The 20,702-nt window shown below is 34.2% G+C and carries 17 protein-coding genes and 1 pseudogene; 9 read left to right on the top strand and 9 right to left on the bottom strand.

Features of this window, described 5'->3' with window-relative positions:
• Positions 1-52: 52 nt before the first annotated feature.
• Positions 53-784, top strand: a complete 732-nt coding sequence (locus NZ698_RS17180; protein ID WP_263004468.1) for a hypothetical protein — start codon at positions 53-55, stop codon at positions 782-784.
• Between the two features lie 63 nt (positions 785-847).
• Here the strand turns inward: NZ698_RS17180 and NZ698_RS17175 are convergent.
• From NZ698_RS17175 to NZ698_RS17165, 3 genes and pseudogenes are all read right to left on the bottom strand, one after another.
• Positions 848-2,349, bottom strand: a pseudogene (locus NZ698_RS17175) (FMN-binding glutamate synthase family protein).
• A 57-nt stretch (positions 2,350-2,406) separates the two neighbouring features.
• A complete protein-coding gene (gene mtaB / locus NZ698_RS17170; RefSeq protein ID WP_263004466.1) occupies positions 2,407-3,753 on the bottom strand; it encodes a tRNA (N(6)-L-threonylcarbamoyladenosine(37)-C(2))-methylthiotransferase MtaB in 1,347 nt (448 codons plus the stop codon).
• A 142-nt stretch (positions 3,754-3,895) separates the two neighbouring features.
• Complete coding sequence (locus NZ698_RS17165; RefSeq protein WP_263004464.1) at positions 3,896-4,459, bottom strand: hypothetical protein; 564 nt, start codon at positions 4,457-4,459, stop codon at positions 3,896-3,898.
• Positions 4,460-4,570: 111 nt separating this feature from the next.
• On the opposite strand from NZ698_RS17165, the gene NZ698_RS17160 reads away from it, so the two are divergent.
• Complete coding sequence (locus NZ698_RS17160; protein ID WP_263004462.1) at positions 4,571-4,930, top strand: nuclear transport factor 2 family protein; 360 nt, start codon at positions 4,571-4,573, stop codon at positions 4,928-4,930.
• Between the two features lie 59 nt (positions 4,931-4,989).
• Here NZ698_RS17160 and NZ698_RS17155 read toward each other — a convergent pair whose 3' ends face one another.
• Complete coding sequence (locus NZ698_RS17155; protein WP_263004460.1) at positions 4,990-7,092, bottom strand: FIDD domain-containing protein; 2,103 nt, start codon at positions 7,090-7,092, stop codon at positions 4,990-4,992.
• A gap of 136 nt (positions 7,093-7,228) precedes the next feature.
• Complete coding sequence (locus NZ698_RS17150) at positions 7,229-8,026, bottom strand: flagellar biosynthesis repressor FlbT (RefSeq protein WP_263004458.1); 798 nt, start codon at positions 8,024-8,026, stop codon at positions 7,229-7,231.
• A gap of 202 nt (positions 8,027-8,228) precedes the next feature.
• On the opposite strand from NZ698_RS17150, the gene glgP reads away from it, so the two are divergent.
• The gene (gene glgP / locus NZ698_RS17145) at positions 8,229-9,893 is read left to right on the top strand and encodes an alpha-glucan family phosphorylase (protein ID WP_263004456.1); all 1,665 of its coding nucleotides are present in this window, start codon (positions 8,229-8,231) and stop codon (positions 9,891-9,893) included.
• Positions 9,894-9,937: 44 nt separating this feature from the next.
• Here glgP and NZ698_RS17140 read toward each other — a convergent pair whose 3' ends face one another.
• Together NZ698_RS17140 and NZ698_RS17135 are read right to left on the bottom strand one after the other, a co-directional pair.
• Positions 9,938-10,129, bottom strand: a complete 192-nt coding sequence (locus NZ698_RS17140; RefSeq protein ID WP_263004455.1) for a DUF6496 domain-containing protein — start codon at positions 10,127-10,129, stop codon at positions 9,938-9,940.
• An 11-nt stretch (positions 10,130-10,140) separates the two neighbouring features.
• Positions 10,141-10,614, bottom strand: coding sequence for a hypothetical protein (locus NZ698_RS17135; protein WP_263004453.1), 474 nt, complete (start codon positions 10,612-10,614; stop codon positions 10,141-10,143).
• A gap of 210 nt (positions 10,615-10,824) precedes the next feature.
• On the opposite strand from NZ698_RS17135, the gene NZ698_RS17130 reads away from it, so the two are divergent.
• The 3 genes from NZ698_RS17130 to NZ698_RS17120 all read left to right on the top strand — a co-directional run bounded on the left by NZ698_RS17130 (position 10,825) and on the right by NZ698_RS17120 (position 15,624).
• Positions 10,825-12,006, top strand: a complete 1,182-nt coding sequence (locus tag NZ698_RS17130) for a hypothetical protein (RefSeq protein WP_263004450.1) — start codon at positions 10,825-10,827, stop codon at positions 12,004-12,006.
• A gap of 1 nt (position 12,007) precedes the next feature.
• Entirely contained in the window at positions 12,008-13,393 is a 1,386-nt protein-coding gene (locus NZ698_RS17125) for a hypothetical protein (protein WP_263004448.1), read from the top strand.
• Between the two features lie 101 nt (positions 13,394-13,494).
• Positions 13,495-15,624, top strand: coding sequence for a S9 family peptidase (locus NZ698_RS17120; RefSeq protein WP_263004446.1), 2,130 nt, complete (start codon positions 13,495-13,497; stop codon positions 15,622-15,624).
• A gap of 64 nt (positions 15,625-15,688) precedes the next feature.
• On the opposite strand, the gene NZ698_RS17115 is transcribed toward NZ698_RS17120, so the two are convergent.
• Together NZ698_RS17115 and NZ698_RS17110 are read right to left on the bottom strand one after the other, a co-directional pair.
• Positions 15,689-15,847 (bottom strand): hypothetical protein, encoded by a 159-nt coding sequence (locus NZ698_RS17115; RefSeq protein ID WP_263004444.1) that lies wholly within the window; start codon positions 15,845-15,847, stop codon positions 15,689-15,691.
• Positions 15,848-15,980: 133 nt separating this feature from the next.
• On the bottom strand, positions 15,981-16,226 hold the full coding sequence (locus NZ698_RS17110; protein ID WP_263004442.1) for a hypothetical protein: 246 nt from the start codon (positions 16,224-16,226) through the stop codon (positions 15,981-15,983).
• Between the two features lie 85 nt (positions 16,227-16,311).
• Between NZ698_RS17110 and NZ698_RS17105 the strand changes: the two genes are divergently transcribed.
• The 3 genes from NZ698_RS17105 to NZ698_RS17095 all read left to right on the top strand — a co-directional run bounded on the left by NZ698_RS17105 (position 16,312) and on the right by NZ698_RS17095 (position 20,687).
• The gene (locus NZ698_RS17105) at positions 16,312-17,964 is read left to right on the top strand and encodes a peptide MFS transporter (protein WP_263004440.1); all 1,653 of its coding nucleotides are present in this window, start codon (positions 16,312-16,314) and stop codon (positions 17,962-17,964) included.
• Between the two features lie 134 nt (positions 17,965-18,098).
• Positions 18,099-19,628 (top strand): peptide MFS transporter, encoded by a 1,530-nt coding sequence (locus NZ698_RS17100; RefSeq protein ID WP_263004438.1) that lies wholly within the window; start codon positions 18,099-18,101, stop codon positions 19,626-19,628.
• 66 nt (positions 19,629-19,694) lie between these two features.
• Positions 19,695-20,687, top strand: a complete 993-nt coding sequence (locus NZ698_RS17095; protein WP_263004436.1) for a PDDEXK nuclease domain-containing protein — start codon at positions 19,695-19,697, stop codon at positions 20,685-20,687.
• Positions 20,688-20,702: the final 15 nt, after the last annotated feature.

Below are 20,702 nucleotides of genomic sequence, written 5' to 3'. Positions count from 1 at the left end.
TTTTTTATACTTTTGCCGTTATATTATTTGTAAAGTAATTAAAGTTTTTGAAATGAAAAAAATATTTTTGTATATCCTTGCTGGATCTTTGTGTTTTTCAGCTTGTAAGAAAGATGATGAAGTGGAAACATTTATTGAGCCGGATAACATTGAAGTGAGAAACACTCTTGATGAGCAGGCTATCCAAAAATTTATGGATAATAACTACTTAGATACACAGGGAAACATTAAAGCATTCAGCAGTACAGATGCCACCGACGACAACTATAAGAAGTTATCTGAATTAAATCCTGTAAAACTTCCTTCAGGAGTTATTTACATCAAAAGAGATGGGGCACAACCAAATCCTGGAGTGACAATGGATACAAACCCGGAATCAAACACTGCAAGTCTTATCAAAACAATGATGAGAGCCACTTATTATCGTGCAACAGATACAGATGGAAATGTAAATCTTACTTCTGCAGGAGCTCTCATCAATACAATTGATGGTGAAGCTTCTCCTACAACTGATCCTAAATTTTACTATGCAAAAAAAAATATTGTTACAACTACATATCCAAGAAGCTATTATGAAATCGAAGGTCTTCAGGAAGGTTTAAAGTATTTCAATGGTTTCCAAAATTTGCCTAATGAAACCTTACCAAATTTACAAGGTGTAATCATCGTCCCTTCAAAAGCTGCTTTTGCCAGAGATGCTAATTTTTACAATCTTCAAAATGCAACGTTTGTCTTCAACTTTCAAATCTATCATACGGAAGTAAGACCTGCAGATCAAAAATAAAAAACGAAAATCCGCTTCATAAAAATTTGAAGCGGATTTTTTTGCTTTATTCTGAGATTTAAATTATCTCACATTTCCCAAAATATCCGGAAAATATTTATCCGAAAGATGCTCGAACTCATCTCCTCTCATAAACATTGATGCATCCACTTCTTCATAAGAACTTCTTCCTGCAGCAGCAATCAATTCATTACAGGTGTGCAATGTGTTTTATGGAAATGATATACTCTTTCAGCCTTATCGGTAACATCAAGCCCCTTAATTAACATCTTATCCTGTGTTGCAACTCCTGTCGGACAATTGTTGTTATTACATCTCAAAGCCTGAATACAGCCTAAAGAAAACATAAATCCTCTTGCATTATTGCACATATCTGCTCCCATTGCAACAGCTCTCAGAATATCTAAGCTCGTCAGAACTTTTCCACTTGCAATGACTCTTAATTTACTTCTAACATTGTAGTTTTTAAGTGTTTTGTTAACGAAAATCAAAGCCGGTTCTAAAGGCATTCCTACTCCGTCAGAAAATTCGGGTGGTGCAGCTCCCGTTCCTCCTTCCGCTCCGTCAACGGTGATAAAATCAGGATAAATTTTCAATACATTCATCTGAACACAAATATCTTCAAACTCTTTTGTATCACCTATACAAAGCTTAAAACCAACAGGTTTTCCGCCGGAAAGTTCTCTCAATTGTTGTACAAATCTTAATAAACCAGTTGCATCAGAAAAAGACGAATGCGACGGTGGAGAAACAATGGTCAAACCAGGTTGTACATGACGTATTTTTGCAATTTCAGGCGTATTTTTCACTCCAGGTAAAACTCCGCCGTGACCTGGTTTTGCGCCTTGAGATAATTTAATTTCAACCATTTTCACATTAGGAAGAGTAGAATATTTTGTGAATAATTCCGGATTAAAGTTACCTTCTTCGTCTCTACATCCAAAATATCCCGTTCCGATTTGCCAACAAAGATCACCGCCTTCCAAATGATGCGGAGATATTCCTCCTTCACCTGTATTATGATAGAAATTTCCTTTTTTTGCGCCTCTGTTTAAAGAAATCTGAGCTCTGTCACTCAAAGCACCGAAACTCATTGCCGAAATATTAAATAAAGATGCATTATAAGGTTGAGAACATTGCTCTCCTCCCACCAAAACTCTCGGAAGTTCTTCTTTCGGTGATTTTGCGTAAATAGAATGCTTAATTCCTTCATATTTCCTATGATTGACTTCTAATTGAGTTCCGAAAGGCACAGTATCGCTTAGGTTTTTTGAACGTCTGTAAACTGCAGAACGTTGATTTCTTGGAAATGGTTTTCCGTCTGTTTCTCTTTCGATAAAATATTGTTGCATTTCGGGAGAAATATCTTCAAAAAAGTATCTGAAATATCCCAAAACAGGAAAGTTCCGGAGAATGGCATGTTTAGTTTGGTAAGTATTATAAACTCCTAAAGCATAAACTGCGGTTAAAAATATTGGAATCCAATAGTGTGCTTTGATGAGTAATGCGACAATCCATGTTGCAATTACCAACACCAATCCCCAAGATAAAAACTTATCTCTCATAAAAATGTAGATTTAAAATCGTTAAAGAATAAATTTAGTAGAAATAAAGCAAAAAGTCTATGCTTTTGCTAAAAAACTTTCATAGGACGACTGCACAGAAACCGTGCCATCCGGAAGAATCTTTCCAAGATTCAGAAATTCAATTTGATTTACAGATGACAGGTCAAAATCTTTCTGCACTCTCACATAATTTTCTGTGAAACCGTACATTTTTCCGTCTTTATTCTCGTGTTCCCAAAGTACGGGAAGTGTTTGCCCGAGCTGAGTCTGGTAAAATGACATCTTTTTCTTTTCTGATAGAATTCTGAGCATTTTGTTGCGTCTTTTTCTTTCAGGAATCGGTACTGCTCCATCCATTTCAGCGGCCTCGGTATTTTCTCTTTCAGAATATGTAAAAACGTGTAAGTAACTAATTGGAAGCTCATTCAGGAAGTTATACGTTTCCATAAATAATTCTTCCGTTTCTCCCGGAAAACCCACGATTACATCAACACCAATCGCTGCATGAGGCATCACTTCGCGGATTTTATTGACTCTTTCACTATACAATTTTGTCAAATAACGACGCTTCATTTTTTTCAATAAATCGTCGCTTCCCGATTGTAATGGAATATGAAAATGCGGAACAAAACTTTTACTTTTTGAAACCAGTTCGATGCTTTTATCTTTCAATAGATTCGGCTCAATCGATGAAATACGGATTCTTTCAATGCCTTTGACCTGATCTAATTCTTTAATTAAATCTAAAAAAGTATGCTCATGTCTCTTGTTTCCAAATTCGCCTTTTCCATAATCGCCAATATTTACTCCTGTAAGAACGATTTCTTTAATGTCTCTCGCCGCAATTTCTTTTGCATTTTTCAAAACGTTATCGATGGTATCTGAACGGGAAATCCCTCTGGCTAAAGGAATTGTGCAATACGTACATTTATAATCACAACCATCCTGAACTTTTAGAAAAGCTCTGGTTCTGTCTCCGATTGAATAACTTCCGATAAAAAAATCGGTTTCTTCAATTTCGCAAGAATGGACAACACCTTCACTTTCAGATTTTTCCAAATCATCAAGATAGCTCAGAATATTGAATTTTTCTTTGGCTCCGAGTACCAAATCCACACCTGTAATTTGAGAAATTTCTTCAGGTTTCAATTGTGCATAACATCCGACAATCACCACCAAACCTTCCGGATTGGCTTTCATTGCACGTTTTACGTGAAGTTTACATTCACGATCCGCGTTTTCAGTTACCGAACAGGTATTGATCACATAAACATCTGCTTTCTCATCAAAACTTACCTTGTCATAACCTGCATCTGTCAACTGACGTGCAATAGTAGATGTTTCTGCAAAATTTAATTTGCAACCAAGGGTATGAAATGCGGCAGTTCTGTGAAAATGAGACATTTATTATTACTGAATTTTGTGGGTGCAAAGATAATAATTTAAAAATGAAAACTAAATTGATTCAGTCTATACTTTGTAATCGTCCCTTAATTCAGGACTCTTCGCAAAGCAAACGGAAGAAGAAATCTGAATTTCGACCTCATCATTTTTGTAAATCTTCAATGCATTGTTCTCTGATTTTCCAGATTTCATCTAAATTATAGGGAATATTTTCTTTCACTATCCATTGCTTTAGAAAGTCTTTGTGAAAAGAAATTTTCTCTTCGCCCATTTGATCGTACTCGATTTCTTTCTCAACTATAATTTTATTTTGAAATTGACTGTATTCTGAATCAGGTTTGGTAAAATCAAAATACTCATTTTCAATTTTGAGATAATTATGGGCTTCCGGAATGTAATTGAGATTAAATCTTTCCAGCGTATTTTTGATTTTACAAGTATAATCAGCATCCATTTTAAAAATTCCGATAATAAGCTTTATTTCGGGGTGATGATTCTCAATCGCCAATTTTCTTAAGACCGCATGTTTCGTACTGCATGTTCCACCGAAATCATCAAATACACATTTGATATTATTTTTGTCTGAATTTCTTTTGTAAGGCAATTTAGAAATATATCTGCAAGCGGAAGAAAAATCAGGAATCTTTAGACTTGTAAATTCATCTGAAATAATTCCTTTATGTTGAATAATTGAAAAGTTTTTCATTCTTTTTATTTAATTGTATTTTAAAACCGATTTTTTACCTTACATTTCCCGAATCAAACTTAAATCCAAGTTAACGAATTCTCCGTATATAAGGATAAAAAGAAGTAATTTATGGTGTGTAAGATCAGTGATTTTATGAAAGATTTAAATTCCCTGAAAATCGATCAGCTGGAGAAGTGGTTTACTGACGAGAGTATAATTTGGATTCCACCTTCAAAAGAAATTTCAGGAAAAAACAGAATTTTAGCTTTGTTCAGAGCTATTTTCAGACGTTATGATAAAATTGAGTGGCGTGTTTCTGAGATTTTTCATTTAGGAAATGAGAAATATTTTTATCAGACCACATCAATTGGAAATATGTCGGGATCCGGAGAATACGAAAATGACATCTGTACGATTGTTCAGTTTTCAGAGCATGGAAAAATTATTTATCTCTCAGATTATTTTAAAGATACTAAAGTTTTTAATTAAAAAATAAAAGACCATCTCTCTCAAGATGGTCTTCATTATTAAATCATTTTATTTAAATTTTATTCTCTGTTTTTCACCAATACCCAACCTGTATATTTGAATAAGGTATTCTTTTGATCATTCTCATTCCATGTTACCGAGTACCAATAATTCCCGGTAGGAACTTTTTTTCCACCTGAAGTTCCGTCCCACTTGTAATGGTTGAATCTGTCTGCCTGGAAAACTTTATTTCCATAACGGTCGAAAATCGTGAATACTAAATTCTGTTTATTAGCCAATGCCGAATAATCAATGACATCATTTATCCCGTCTCCGTTTGGCGTAATTACGTTGATTAAATTTGGTACAACAATATTGACACTAAGCGGTTCACAATCATAGGAATCTTTCACATAAACTATGTGATCTCCTCTTTTTATATTTGTAAATACATTAGAATCCTGCCAGTTTACATTGTCAATAGAATATTTGTAAGGTGCTTTACCCCCATTTGCATTTACAGTAACTGTAGTATTTGAAATATCAATACTCTCCACAACCGGTTGATCAGATGCATACACTTTTACGGTCTGATAAGAAATACATTCGCCAGTTTTCAGTTTTACCCAGTAATTTCCTACGCCAACATTAGAGATTATTTGTGTCGTTGCTCCAGTACTCCATTCATATCCGTCAAATCCTGCACCTGCATCAAGAGTAGTTTTATCTTCAATACAAATGATCTTATCTTTTAAAACAGTAGAATAAACCGGAGGAATCACCTGCAAAGTAATTTTTGCAATTCCAAAACATCCATTTCCATCAATCACTTTTACATAAACCACTCCATTTGGAGAAATATACGCTGTTGCCATTGAAGCGGGTATTTCATTGGTTCCGCTGATTGCATCCTGTAATGATTTATAGTATTTTTTTGTGACTCCGGTTTGTAATGTAACATTTGCAGTGGTAAGATCGAAAGCTGCGGTAACCAGATTTTGCTGTAATGCACAGAACCGTAAAGTAGTATCATTCACCACAACTTCAGGATAAAAACTTAGTGTAATTGCCGCTGTATCAGAACAACCTTCTGCTGTAGTCACAAGTGCATATACTGTACCTTGTGCAGAAACGTACTGAGTCGGGTTAGTTATCTGTCCTGTTCCTGCATTCAGGTTAGCCATTGTAGGATAATATTTTATATTTATATTATTTCCTACGAAAACACCTGCTGTTGTCAAATTGAAGGTTGCCGTACCCGATTTGTTATTGTTACAGGCAAATAGTGTTTTATCAAGCGCTGTAATATTTCCTTGTTTAAATTTAAATGGACTTATTTGTCGGCAAAAATTAAGAGGATTAGTCGGATTCGCAGGATCCTGATAATGGATGCTGTAGTAATAAACTGTTGTTGTATTAACAGTAATTGGAGTTATAATAGGACTTGTTCCTGCCAATGCGTCATTTTGAGTAGTGTGATAAGATATAACGAAATTAGCATTTCCATTCAGAATTCCTGACGTAAGTGTATTGAAATCAAAAATTGCAGGACTTACGCAAATTAATACTTCTCTAGGATCTGCAGGGTTTGCTGCAGGTAATCCCGGCGGAACAAAAGGTTGTGGCTGCAATGCAGGATCTGTAAACGGAGAAGCTAAAGTTGCCGTTCCGCCCCATGTTAATGAAAAAGGCGCAACAGTTGTGCTTCCTGCTCCTACCCAGTTATCAATATATAAGTAGTAAGTCTGACCAGCCAAAACATCCATATACTGACAATAAGGAGTTGTAGAACCTCCCGCAGCATTTGTGATCGTACTTGTCATATTCAATCCCGTAGCCGCACCTACTCCGATAACGGTTGCTGCGTTACATCTGATGGGCGAACCCAAAGATCCACAAGTAACATTCGGACCATAAACTGCCCAATCGTAATCTGCGTTTGGATCATTTGGAACGAGATTGAAAGTAAGCGTTCCACTTGTCGCAATGGTAAGTTTATACCAAATCGAGTTATGCTCTCCCGAGATCAAACAACCTCCTAAAGATTCATTGACATTACCAATTCCCGTGGGATTGTACGTAATATTCGAATTTCCGCAAACCGATAGTGCCGTAGAGCAATCTGCCTGAGCAAAGAAAGCTTGAGAAATCAGGAAAAGAAATAATAGTAAAGTTTTTTTCATATCGAATTGGTTATTAAGGATTAAACTTTACCAAATATAATGAAATTTAATTATAATCACCAAATAATGACAAAATCAAAATAATTAATATTGAAAATGTTATTTTATTAAATATTCGCTGTTAAATATTTAAAAATTATTTAATACTTGTCATATTCCCGCAAAGATTTTCAAGATGGAAAATTTTATGAAACGGACTTTGCACCTCATTCAAATGTTCTTTATCCTGAATAAAAGTATATCGGGAAGCCAGGGAATTCATATCCGAAACAATGACCAGCCAACATTCATCCACAGATCTGTCATAGTAAGGAAATTTCTCATTTTTTTTATCTATGATTTCTAAAATTTTCTCAGAACACAGCTCATCAAAAAGATTCATGTTGTATTCGTGAGTGATAAAAACATTTCTGCGGTGGGAAGATTTCCTGATGCTTTTCACACATCCGAAAGCTTTATTTTTTTTGATACTTTTATAAATATTTTGAATAATTTCCTGTTGCTGTTCCGGGGTTTCAAATTTTAAGTAGGCATGAAACAACAAAAAATAAACACCACGATATTTCGTGGTGTCTTCATGTTCTAACAATATTTCAGCCTGACGGAAAATTTTATTCAAATTGCTCTCAACTTTTTTCATTTCAAGATGATTGATCACTTCAGTCAATTCTATCCCGATTTTTTTGTCGTTGAATTTTGCGATAAAGTCCGGGCTTTCGCAGGTAAGGTTTTCGAAGGTCACTTCAGGAAAATGATGCATAAAAGAGTTCAGCAGCAAAATCTCAGCTTTCTTCTTATATTTTTCCCTGTCATGGAGAGGAGACGCATCAATTGTGCGATGGTATTTCTCCATCGGCTTTTTCTTCAGATGTCGGTTGAGATAGTATAAACTTAGATTTTTGATCAAATCTTCCTCTGAGAATAATTTTTTCATGCACTGACTTTTAATTATTAAAGGACATTCCGAAACCCCCGTTTCAGTCTTGAAGTTTTTGATTATCAAAAATTTACACTTAAAGGTAGTCAAAAAAACTATTCGATAGATTGTTTTAAAAATAATTTATCATATAATTAATGTAAAGTTTATTTTCTTAATTAATACCTTTACTTTTTTAAACACAAAAACTCATCTACATATGGATTTTAAGAATTTTAAAATACCTTACAGCGTTAACGAAAAATACACTAAAAAAGTAGCCTATTTTTCTATGGAATTTGCCATAGAACAGGTTCTCAAAATATATTCTGGTGGTTTGGGGTTTTTGGCGGGGTCGCACATGAGAAGTGCATACAATTTAAAACAGGATTTGGTAGGAATCGGAATTCTCTGGAAATTCGGTTATTACGATCAGGCAAGAAATCACGACCAAACTCTACAGCCGACATGGACGAGAAAAATGTACAGCTTCCTTGAAGATACTGGGATAAAATTTCAGATCGAAATTCACAGTGCTCCGGTTTGGGTAAAAGTATGGTATCTTGATCCTGAAATTTTCCATACAGCACCAATGTTTTTCCTTTCTACAGACGTTCCTGAAAATGATCATATTTCAAAAACGATTTGTCACAAATTATATGACGCCAACGAATCTACAAAACTTGCGCAATATATTTTATTAGGAAAAGGTGGCGCAAAACTTCTGGATGAAATGAATATCGAAAGAGAAGTTTATCATCTCAACGAAGCACACGGACTTCCCGCTGCTTTTCACTTACTGAAAAAATACAATGGTGATCTTCAAAAAGTAAAAGAGAAATTAGTATTCACGACACATACTCCGGAAGAGGCAGGAAATGAAAAACACAACCTGCGACTATGCTACGATATGTCTTATTTTTCAGGATTAAGCATGGAAGAAGCCAAAAAACTGGAAGGTTCTGACGGTGAATTGTTCAATCATTCGCTTTGTGCATTGAAAATGTCAAGAATCGCCAATGGAGTTTCTCAGCTTCACGGCGTAGTTTCGAGAGCAATGTGGAGCAAATATCCCGGAATTTGTGAGATCAAATCAATCACCAATGCTCAGGAATTCAAATATTGGGGTGACAAAGAACTTTATATTGCGAAAGACGAAAACAACGATACAATCTTTGATTACCGTAAAAAACTTTTAAAGAAAAGATTATTCAAAATCGTTGCAGACCAAACCGGAAATTTATTTGATCCGAACGTTTTCACAATCGTTTGGGCAAGAAGATTTGCAGGTTACAAACGTGCAGATCTCCTACTTCACGACAAAGACCGATTTTCTAAATTACTAAACAATTCGAAATATCCTGTACAGATTATTTGGGCCGGAAAACCTTATCCTATGGATTATTCGTCTATTTCGACCTTCAATACTCTTGTCGAGGAAAGTAAAAATTATAAAAACATGGCAGTTCTTACCGGGTATGAATTGTCTTTAAGCAAATCTCTAAAGCAAGGTTCAGATCTTTGGCTAAACAATCCGAGAGTTCCGAGAGAAGCTTCTGGAACTTCCGGAATGTCGGCTGCAATGAACGGATCTGTCAATCTTTCGACAGATGACGGCTGGATTCCGGAGTTCGCAAAACACGGAGAAAATTCTTTTGTCGTTCCAAAATGTGATTACGAAAATATGAGCATTTATGAGCAAGACAATTATGATTTAAATAAGTTATACGAAATTCTTGAAAATGAAATTCTACCACTGTATTATGACCAACCAAAAAAATGGAGAAAAATACAGCAGAATGCCATGAATGATGTGAAAGACCAATTCAACAGCGATAGAATGGCAAATGAATATTATGAAATAATGTATAATCAAAACAGATAAAACAAAAACCGTTCTGGAATTTCCAGAACGGTTTTTTATTAAATTTAATCTTTTTTACTTTTCTTTTCAGGTACTTTTAAACCTTTTTCTTTTGCTTCAGATATTCCTATTGCAACCGCCTGCTTCTTATCTGTAACTTTCTCACCAGAAGATGATTTCAGTTTTCCTTCTTTGAATTCTTTCATCACCTTTCCTACTTTTTCCTGAGCTTTTTCAGAATATTTTGTTTTGCTCATGATTGTATATTTTAAGATTTAGATGTCGAAACTCCTATTTCGTAAACATGGGCATGTTTCAGATATTTTGATCGTTCTCTTGACGTTACAGATTCGAATTGATCATTCTTCAAGACAACAATAGGATCTTCAGCATTTTCAATTTCAAAATTTGCTATATATCTTTCATCTGGCGGAGATTGCTGCTGTTTAGCTTTGATTTTCTGCAACTCATCTGCATACTGCTTAAAACCGGGATCTGATGAATGAATAAATTTATATTCTTCACCGGCATCTACATAATAGTGCAATTTTTTTTCAACTAATCCTGCATCTGTAGTTAATTGGGGATTATCGTTTCCGTCTTTGAAACCTACCTCAACTACAGTACCGCCAACTTTGTTTGCGTATTCTTCCGCATCACTAAAACTCGAAAAACCAGTACAAACTGTTTGATTTTCCATTTCGTATTTGTTGAGTTTCTGATTTTGTGCGTTCGTTCCCATAATTATTTAATTTAGTAATAATACTATATTCAATTTTTCTGCCAAAACGTTTTTAAAATCTTCAATATCTATTAAAAACAACATTTATTTAAGAGAGCATTTTCATCTGTATTTATAATGCTTTATTTATATATATTTAGCAAAGAAAATATTTAATCCATTTAATTATAAAAAAAAATTAAATTTGCCACACTTAAATTTTTAAAACTAATGAAACTAAATTTTATTCTTTCAGTTTTCCTATCTTTCACAGCCACAATAATTCAGGCTCAGAGAATTGATGCAGAAAACATCTCATTTCAAATCCTTAAAGAGCCTGTAAATCCAGTAGAAGCTCAAAACAGAAATTATTCTGTAACCGTAAATTCTCCTTATAATATTACAAAGGAAGATGCCATAAAAGAAGCTAAAGCGAAACACCAGCAACTAGTTGACAACTACGACAAAAGTGTTGAAGATGCAAAACTGCAGCACGCCGAAAAGTTAAAAGATTATGATGCTGATGTAAAAAAACTTAACGAAAAATACAGAACTGAATCTGAGCAGTACAATAAGATGAAAACTGTTGAGAAAATTGCCATGAATGCAATGCCACCGGTTTTGAGACTGCCTTCTCGTCCACAATTGAATATTCCTCAAAAACCTATTTATTCCGAGCCGGATCTAAGAAATGCTTTAATTGTTGATAATAAAGTTCTGGCTTCGCAAATTAATATTGACGGATATTCCAGAGGTGGAAATTACATTGATATTTCCGTAAACATGGAAAGAACAAATTTTCAGGATAATGCAGGAAAATCTTTTGCAAGCCAACCAACAAAATTGGTTGTAAAGCAAGGCGGAGTAGTAAAAATTGACAAAAATCTTTTCTCAGATTTTGAAGAAATCGCTTCAAGTCCTACAAACGAAATCAATTTAAGTGCTCATGAAAAAAACTATCTTCAAAAAGTAATTGCAAGAATTAATGATATTCTAGCTGAAAATTACGGTTTTTCAAAAATCATCTCTACTGTAAAATTAGAATCTGTAAAAAACAAAGGAGAATACGACGATTTGGAAAAAGCAAATATCTATGTGACGACCAATCTGAAAAAAATGCAGGCAAAACCGGATTACGCACCGAACAAAACGGCATTCGAAAATCTGAATAAAGGAGTTGACATCTGGAAAGCTACACTTAAAAAGATCGATTACAACGATAAAAAAGCAATCTTCAACGGGAAAATCGCAACGTATCTCTATTTAAATTTAATCCGTCTGAATCTTGCATTAGGAAACAAAACTGAAGCAGAAAAATATCTGAACGAAATGCAGGAACACCTTGTTGATCTAAAATTATCTTATGATCAAAACTATGAATTGAAAGCTTTAGAACAAAAACTTTATAACTAAAATGAAAAAAACTTTAATATTTTCCCTGTCGATTGTAAGCGCATTGTCATTTGGACAAAAGAAATTCGTTTACGGTGATTCTTTCGAGTATAATTCTAAATACGAAAAAGACGTAAAGCTTGTTTTGGCTGATGATTATAATCAATACGTATTCAGCGACATTAATGAAGATGGTTACAGCAGCTATCCCCACAAGAAGATCATCATCAGAAAACTTGACCAGAACGGAAGTCTGATCGATACTTTCATTAAAGATTACGCCAACAAAACAAACGGTGTTCTTCATAATTATTTAGGTTCTATAGAAATAAGCAAAGATCAGTTTGTGGTTTTCACAGAAGAAATTGAAACGAAGATCAACAGAAAAGAGATTTTCCAGCATGTTTTCAACAGAAAAGACGGAAATTTCACCACAACAAGCGTTGCAAAACTCTTTACAGAAGGCGGAATGAAACAAGGGACAACCTATGTGAGATTTTCTGAAAACGGAAAATATGCGGCGATCATCAACGACAGATCTGTGTCTAAAAAAACGGCAAACACCATTGATAATATTGTTATTGATCTTTCTACCATGACTAAAAAATGGGAAAAAGAGATCACTCTAGACACCGATTACATGGAAGCTGATGTTGCCGTGACCAATTCCGGAAGAATACTGATCCTGAGAAAAGCAACAGGCTGGAAAGAATCTTCAAAACTGGTATATGTTTCGGCTCAAGGTGAACAGGATATTCCTTTAAAAGATAAATTGATTCTGAAAACATTAACTCCGGTTTCTATCAACGATCAGGATTATCTGGCTTCTTTTGGCTATTACACAGGCGTAAGAATCAACCAGAGCAATTTTGGAGATATGGCATTCATCAATCTTCAAAACGGAAACATCACAATGAGTGAAGTTCCTGCTTACAGAAACAACACAACAATGTCTGGGGTAAATATCATACGTACTGAAACTGTAAACGGAAAAACCTTTATGTACGGATTTGATGTCAACAAAACGATGCCACAATCTACACCATCAAACCGTTTTCCTGACCCAATTATCACTTACGGAACTGGTCGCTGGTTTGTAGTGGGATCTGACGGAACTTCAAGTGATTCATCGGCAGAAATCTACGGAAATGCAGGATATTTCACAAAAGGAAACACGACTTATTTCTTCGGTGACGGATTTAATTTAACTCCTTTTAAGTCTGGAAATGTAGGAAAAGGTTCTAACATTAATATTCATAACAATTCTGAAGGAATCGGATCAGCAAGAAGAGCTAATTCTATATTGACTGCGGTAAGATATATTCCGGAATCTGACAGATTGATCTTTTTGAGAAAAATCGACGATAATCATTTTGATACAAAAAGTGTTTACAATTGGAATCAATAACTTTTCATAAAAACATTCAAAAAGCTGACAGATTTTTTTCTGTCAGCTTTTTTTTATAAAATCACTATATTTGAAACCTTACGATATTTCTATTTTTAAAAATGAAAAAACTCTTACTTACACTTACCATCTTTGCTGCATTTCACAACGTTTCGGCACAGGAAATCACTTTAGATAAAATATATTCAGGATATTACCGCGGAAAAGGAATTGCCGGTATCACCTCAATGAAAAACGGTGAAAACTATCTTGTCATTGAGCAGGGCGGAATTGCAAAATATTCTTATAAAACTTCTCACAAAGAAGGAAATTTAGTCGACGGAAATTTCGAAAGCTATGAATTTTCTGATGACGAGTCTAAAATCCTTTTGCTAAAACAAAGCCAACCAATCTACAGACATTCATTTTTGGGTGTTTATGATATTAAAGATTTAAAATCAGGAAAAACTACGAGTCTGAATGATGGAAAACCTGTTCAGGAACCAAGATTTTCTCCCGATGCGACAAAGATTTCTTTCATTGTTGATAATAATTTGTTTTATCAGGATTTAAATTCAGGAAAAACTACACAAATCACACAAAACGGTTTAAAAAATAAAGTACTGAATGGTTTGGCAGATTGGGTTTACGAAGAAGAATTTGGTCACGCACGATTATATGAGTGGACGAAAAATTCAAACGATATTCTATTCGTAGAATTGACTGAAACTGATGTTCCGGAAATCTATATTCCTATTTACGGAAAGTCACTTTATCCAAGCGAAATGCGTTACAAATATCCGAAAGCCGGAGAAAAAAACTCTGTTGCAAGTGCGCATATCTATCATTTATCCGATGGAAAAAAGACGAAGGTTAATCTAGATCAATTTAAAAACTATTACATTCCAAATGTTGTTCAGACAGCAAATGCGGATGAAATTATATTAATTACTTCACAGAGAACGCAGAATGCTTCAGATGTTTTGAAAGTGAATACAAAAACCGGGGAAGCAACAAAACTATTCACGGAAACTGATGATAAGTGGATCGATACAGACAACGTAACTCTTGAATTTTTGGAAGACAACTCTTTTCTTTGGGGATCTGAAAGAGACGGAAACCGTCATTTGTATTGGTATGACAAAGACGGAAAACTGAAAAAACAAGTGACAAAAGGAAATTGGGAAGTGACAGATTATTATGGTTACAACCCAAAATCTAAAGAAATTTTCGTTCAGACCACTGAAAAAGGAAGCATCAACAAAGTCGTTTCTAAAATCAATATTGAAAACGGAAAAGCCCAATTGATTTCTAACGCTGAAGGAAACAACTCGGCAAATTTCAGTAAGAACTATAATTATTTCATTGAAACTTCTTCTACCGTTTCAAAACCATACACTTTTGTTTTAAAAGACGGTTCAGGAAAGACTTTAAAAGAACTTCAGAACAATAATGACCAATTAAAAAAACTTCAGGCTGATAATTTCACTGTAAAAGAATTTATCACGATTCCAAACGGAGCCGGAGATCAGATGAATGCATGGATTATTAAGCCTAAAAACTTTGATCCGAATAAAAAGTACCCATTATTCATGTTCCAATATTCAGGACCGGGATCTCAACAAGTTTCCAATTCTTGGGACAATGGGAACGGAATCTGGTTTGAAATGTTGGCACAAAAAGGTTACATCGTTGCTTGTGTAGACGGTCGCGGAACAGGTTTTAAAGGGGCTAAATTTAAAAAAGTTACCTACAAAAACTTAGGGAAATATGAAATCGAAGATCAAATCACAGCAGCAAAATGGCTAGGAACTCAATCTTATATTGACAAAACGAGAATCGGAATTTTTGGATGGAGTTTCGGAGGTTATATGGCAAGTTTGGCAATGACCAAAGGTGCAGATGTTTTCAAGACGGGAATCGCAGTTGCGCCGGTTACCAACTGGAGGTATTATGATTCTGTATATACCGAAAGATTTTTATTGACACCACAGGAAAATCCGGCTGGTTATGATGATAATTCACCAACTACTTATGCTAATTTGTTAAAAGGTAAATTCTTATTAATCCATGGAACTGCTGATGACAACGTACATTTCCAAAATTCCATGGAGTTTTCTGAAGCTTTGATTCAAAACAAAAAACAGTTTGAATTTATGGCTTATCCGGATAAAAACCACGGAATTTACGGTGGACAGACGAGACCGCAATTATACCAGAAAATGACGGATTTTATTTTGGAGAATCTTTAATGATGCTGGAAGTTGGAAGACGGATGCTGGAAGTAAAAAAATCACTCAGAGTTTGAGTGATTTTTTATTTTCTCTCTTTCGATTGCTCAGGATTTCTGGAAGTATGAAAAACAGAATATATCTCAATTAAATTTTTCTCTTTATTGTAGAAATAGTGAACTCCAAAAGGAAATTTCTTTAGAAAAACGATTCTGTTTTCATCATATTTAAGTTCAAAAGACAAAGGGTTTTACTTTATAAAATTGATTTTTGAACGAAACTCTTTAATAAATTGAGTCCAAAGTTTTTTATCTATCTTATTATACCAATTATTAATTGCTTTCAAATCCCATTTTACAAAGTGACCGTAAATCAATTTAGTCGCCACTCTCTAAATCATTTAAATAATCATCCATTTCAGACTCAGAAACAAAACTTTGAGGGTTATTTCGAGAATAATCCATCCTTCTTTTAGTCTCTTCTTTTTGCCATTCAGGAACTTCATATTGTTTTTCTTTAAGATATTTATATTTCAGAAAATCAATAAAATCATTTACATCATGCAAAAATTCTTTGGGCAAGGTTTCTAAGTTAGTCTCGATGTCTTTTATAGTTGTTTCCATTTTTCATCTTTTATTTCACTCAAAGTTAATAAAATTCAAATATTGTTTTTAAAATTTTATATTTGTGAAAATTGAAATTTGAATTATGAAGACTAAACATCCTAAAGGACTTCCCTATCTATTCTTTACAGAAATGTGGGAACGTTTCGGTTATTATCTTATCCTCGGAATTTTCGTTCTATACATGATAGACAGTGAAAAAGGCGGACTTGCTTTTGATGATAAAAACGCCGATGATATTTTCGGGACCTTTATCGCCTTAACCTATCTGACTCCTTTCCTGGGTGGATTTTTAGCTGACAGAGTTCTAGGATATATCAAAGCTATTTATATCGGAGGTTTTCTGATGGGATTAGGTTATCTCGGAGTTGGTTTTTTCAAAGAACTTCCTCTTTTTTATGCTTCTTTGGCGTTAATTATCATCGGGAACGGATTTTTTAAACCAAGTATTTCTACTCTTTTAGGAAATTTATATAACGAAGAACCATATAAAGCAAATAAAGATGCTGGTTATAATATTTTCTACATGGGAATTAATATCGGCGCATTTGTATGCAATATTATTGCAGCTTTTATGCGTAACAAATACGGATGGGGTCCCGCTTTTATGACCGCCGGAGTTGGGATGTTTGTCGGATTATTGGTTTTCACCATTGGAAGACAGCATATCCTTCAGGCAAATGTTTTGAAACCTGCACAGGAAGGAGATACTAAAATTTCTGATGTTTTGGTGAAAGTATTTTTACCAGCAATTATTTTCGGATTGATTGGTTGGTTTATTCCAAATAATATTTTCGGAAGTGACAGTACAGATGCATTTATTTTTGCTTGCGTTCCGGTGATTTATTTTTATGTAATGCTCTATGTAAAAGCCAATGCCGAAGACAAGAAACCAATCGGTGCTTTGCTTGCTATTTTCGCAGTAAGCTTAATGTTTTGGGCAGTTTTTAAACAAAATGGAACCGCTTTGACACGTTGGGCAAATTATTATACGGACAGAACTGTTCCCGCTCCTTTAGAAAAGCCTTTAGAAGCGATTTTCTTAGTTGATAAAAAGGATTTTCAGGACAAAGAAGTTTCAGTTTATGATGACCAGTACCAGGTAAAAAAAGATAAAGACGGAAAGGCTTTAAAAGAGCAGGGGAAAGATATTTATTTCAGAAACGTTTCTCCCGCTGAACGTGCAAAACTCGAAGCAAATCCAACTCAGAAAGTTAATTTGTACAACACAGAATTATTTCAGTCAATCAATCCAGGTTGGGTAATTGCGCTTACACCGGTTGTTGTAGCATTCTTCATGATGCTTCGCAGAAAAGGAAAAGAACCAAGTACACCGTCAAAAATTGTTTTAGGATTATTTATTTCCGCTCTATCCTGTTTGGTGATGGTAGGAGCAGTTTATGCGGGACAAAATGGATTTATTAAAGTTTCGGCATTATGGCTCGTTGCAGCTTACGGAGTAATCACAGTCGGTGAATTGTGCCTTTCTCCGATGGGATTATCTTTGGTTTCAAAACTTTCTCCCCCAAGATTAACAGCCTTAATGATGGGAGGATTTTTCCTTTCTACATCTATCGGGAACAAACTTTCTGGAGTTTTAGCAAGTTTTTGGTACGATTACGACAATAAAGCGAATTTCTTTATCGTGAATTTTGGATTGCTACTTTTAGCAACGCTTTTAGGCTTATCGATTTTAAAAAGATTAAACAAAATAATGAAAGAAAAAGGAGTTAATTAATTCTTCTATCAATCAATATAATGAAAGCTGTAGATTCTTCTACAGCTTTTTTGTTTAAAATAAAAATTAAAACCTTGTCAAAAACTCAAAAAAAACTATATTTGTTGGTCTTAACAAAAAATTAACAATTAGATATGGATACAATACAAAAGAAAGGTCATCCTAAAGGTCTTTACTTTCTATTTTTCACAGAAATGTGGGAGAGATTCAGTTATTATGGAATGAGAGCAATCTTCATTCTGTTTATGACGAAAATATTATTAATGAAAGATGCAGATGCATCTGAAATATATGGAAGTTATACAGGATTAGTTTATTTGACACCACTTTTGGGAGGGTATCTTTGTGATAAATTTTTAGGAAACCGAAGAAGTATTGTCATTGGTGGCCTTTTAATGGCGATCGGTCAGTTTTTCATGTTTTTCAGTGCTTCCGTCGGTACAAATGGAGGAATTACTTTAATGTGGATTGGTCTTACCTCTATTATTATCGGAAACGGTTTTTTCAAACCAAACATTTCGACAATGGTGGGACAATTATATCCTGCAAATGACAGAAGAATCGACAGTGCCTTTACTATTTTCTATATGGGGATCAACTTGGGAGCTTTCTTCTCACCTCTAGTTTGTGGTTCTATGGATTTCAAGTGGGGATTCTTGACTGCAGGTGTAGGGATGCTTTTAGGATTGGTTGCTTTTGTACTATTCCAAAAGAAATATCTGATCTCTGAAGAAGGAAAAGAAATCGGTTTACCTGTAAAGAAACTTGATGTAAAAAGCATTCTAATGATTTTAGGATCAATAGGAATTATTTTCTTCATGTTAAATTTCAAGCAGATGTTCAAAAGTGATATTGACATTATCAGTTACTTCATTTATGGAGCAATGGTAGTAATGCCACTTATCATTTTAACAGATAAAAGTCTTTCAAAAATTGAAATGCAGAGAATTATTGTAGTTTTCATTTTGGCTTTCTTTGTCATCTTCTTTTGGGGAGCTTTCGAACAAGCAGGAGCTTCATTAACTTTATTTGCTGACAGACAAACTGAAAGATCATTATTTGGTTGGGAAATGCCTGCTTCATACTTTCAATCTGTAAATCCTTTGGCAGTTATTATCTTGGCTCCAATCTTCTCAATTATTTGGGGATTCTTATACATCAGAAAACTTGAACCTTCTTCTCCCAAAAAGATGGCTTTAGGTTTAGCATTGGTTGCTTTAGGATATGTAGTTATCGCAATCGCTGTGAAAGGTTTAGGAATTGAAGACAAAGTATCTATGTGGTGGTTGATTTCATTATACATCATCCATACAATGGGAGAACTTTGTTTATCACCTATCGGATTATCAATGGTTTCAAAATTAGCTCCTCTAAGACTTTCATCTTTAATGATGGGAACCTGGTTTTTGGCGAATGCAGCAGCAAACAAATTTGCAGGTACATTAAGTGCTTTGATTCCGCCAACTGCAGGTGCAGAAGCGACTACGGGTCCTGTTGTCAACCCTTCATTTTTAGGATATCAGATTACTAATCTTTATGAATTTTTCATGGTATTTATCGTAATGACAGGAGCAGCAGCAATTATTTTATTTGTGTTAAGCTCATGGTTGCAGAAAATGATGCACAATGATAAATTGGGCATGGCTGAAGAATTAGCAAAATAATTTTAAAGCAAATTTTAAATTATACAAAACCTCTGATTTTTCAGAGGTTTTTTTTACATTCGTATAATGGAAGTTTCTGAAGATTCTTTATTTCAATCTGTAAAAGAAATTATTGTTAAGTCGCGCGAAAAAGTTTTTCGTATTGCGAACTCTACTCTATTACTGACTTATTGGCAAATAGGAAAATTGATTGTTGAAGACGAACAAAAAGGGAAAGAACGTGCAGAGTACGGGAAATATACGTTAAAAAATCTCTCAAAAAAGTTGACTTTAGAATTTGGAAAAGGTTTTGATGAAAGTAATCTTAGAAATATGCGGTCTTTTTTTCAGGCATTTCCAATTCGTGACGCAGTGCGTCACGAATTGAGCTGGACTCATTATAGATTACTATTCAGACAAGAAAACGAACAAAAAAAGATTTATTATCTAAATGAATCAATTCAGAATAACTGGAGTTCGAGAGATTTAAAAAGACAAATTAATTCTTTAGCTTTCGAAAGAGTTTTAGAACATAAAAAGTCTTCAAGCGAAACAATTCACAATGTTTTAAAAGATCCTTATATTTTTGAATTTTTAGGATTAACACCCGATGAAAAAATTTCAGAAAAAGAAATTGAGACAGCAATTATTGATCATATTCAAAAATTCCTATTAGAATTCGGAAAAGGTTTTGCATTCGTAGCGAGACAACAACATATTTCAACAGACACTTCAGATTTCTACATTGACTTAGTTTTTTACAATTATATTTTAAAATGTTTTGTTATTATTGATTTGAAAACTGGCGAACTTTCACATCAGGACATTGGGCAAATCGATATGTATGTAAGAATGTATGACGATTTAAAACGAAGTGAAGGAGATAATCCAACGATCGGAATTTTATTATGTTCTGAAAAAGACGAAACCATTGTAAAATATTCTGTCCTGAACGATAAAAACAATCTTTTTGCAAGCAAATATTTATTGTATCTTCCGAAAGAAGAAGAACTGAAACAAATAATTGATCAGGATAGAATCCGTTTTGAGATTGATCAGGAAGATGAAAAGTCAAACTAAAATTTATTATAAAAA

It is taken from the genome of Chryseobacterium edaphi (genome assembly GCF_025628985.1).
GTDB lineage: Bacteria > Bacteroidota > Bacteroidia > Flavobacteriales > Weeksellaceae > Chryseobacterium > Chryseobacterium edaphi.
Note: the sequence above shows the minus strand (reverse complement) of the source record. Positions and strands in the feature narration are given on the sequence as shown.

Coding starts and splice junctions, on each gene's coding strand:
- NZ698_RS17100 (WP_263004438.1), top strand. CDS start 18,099: ATGGATACAATACAAAAGAAAGGTCATCCTAAAGGTCTTTACTTTCTA.
- NZ698_RS17130 (WP_263004450.1), top strand. CDS start 10,825: ATGAAACTAAATTTTATTCTTTCAGTTTTCCTATCTTTCACAGCCACA.
- NZ698_RS17140 (WP_263004455.1), bottom strand. CDS start 10,129: ATGAGCAAAACAAAATATTCTGAAAAAGCTCAGGAAAAAGTAGGAAAG.
- NZ698_RS17105 (WP_263004440.1), top strand. CDS start 16,312: ATGAAGACTAAACATCCTAAAGGACTTCCCTATCTATTCTTTACAGAA.
- NZ698_RS17180 (WP_263004468.1), top strand. CDS start 53: ATGAAAAAAATATTTTTGTATATCCTTGCTGGATCTTTGTGTTTTTCA.
- NZ698_RS17165 (WP_263004464.1), bottom strand. CDS start 4,459: ATGAAAAACTTTTCAATTATTCAACATAAAGGAATTATTTCAGATGAA.
- NZ698_RS17110 (WP_263004442.1), bottom strand. CDS start 16,226: ATGGAAACAACTATAAAAGACATCGAGACTAACTTAGAAACCTTGCCC.
- mtaB (WP_263004466.1), bottom strand. CDS start 3,753: ATGTCTCATTTTCACAGAACTGCCGCATTTCATACCCTTGGTTGCAAA.
- NZ698_RS17095 (WP_263004436.1), top strand. CDS start 19,695: ATGGAAGTTTCTGAAGATTCTTTATTTCAATCTGTAAAAGAAATTATT.
- NZ698_RS17150 (WP_263004458.1), bottom strand. CDS start 8,026: ATGAAAAAATTATTCTCAGAGGAAGATTTGATCAAAAATCTAAGTTTA.
- NZ698_RS17125 (WP_263004448.1), top strand. CDS start 12,008: ATGAAAAAAACTTTAATATTTTCCCTGTCGATTGTAAGCGCATTGTCA.
- glgP (WP_263004456.1), top strand. CDS start 8,229: ATGGATTTTAAGAATTTTAAAATACCTTACAGCGTTAACGAAAAATAC.
- NZ698_RS17160 (WP_263004462.1), top strand. CDS start 4,571: ATGGTGTGTAAGATCAGTGATTTTATGAAAGATTTAAATTCCCTGAAA.
- NZ698_RS17135 (WP_263004453.1), bottom strand. CDS start 10,614: ATGGGAACGAACGCACAAAATCAGAAACTCAACAAATACGAAATGGAA.
- NZ698_RS17155 (WP_263004460.1), bottom strand. CDS start 7,092: ATGAAAAAAACTTTACTATTATTTCTTTTCCTGATTTCTCAAGCTTTC.
- NZ698_RS17120 (WP_263004446.1), top strand. CDS start 13,495: ATGAAAAAACTCTTACTTACACTTACCATCTTTGCTGCATTTCACAAC.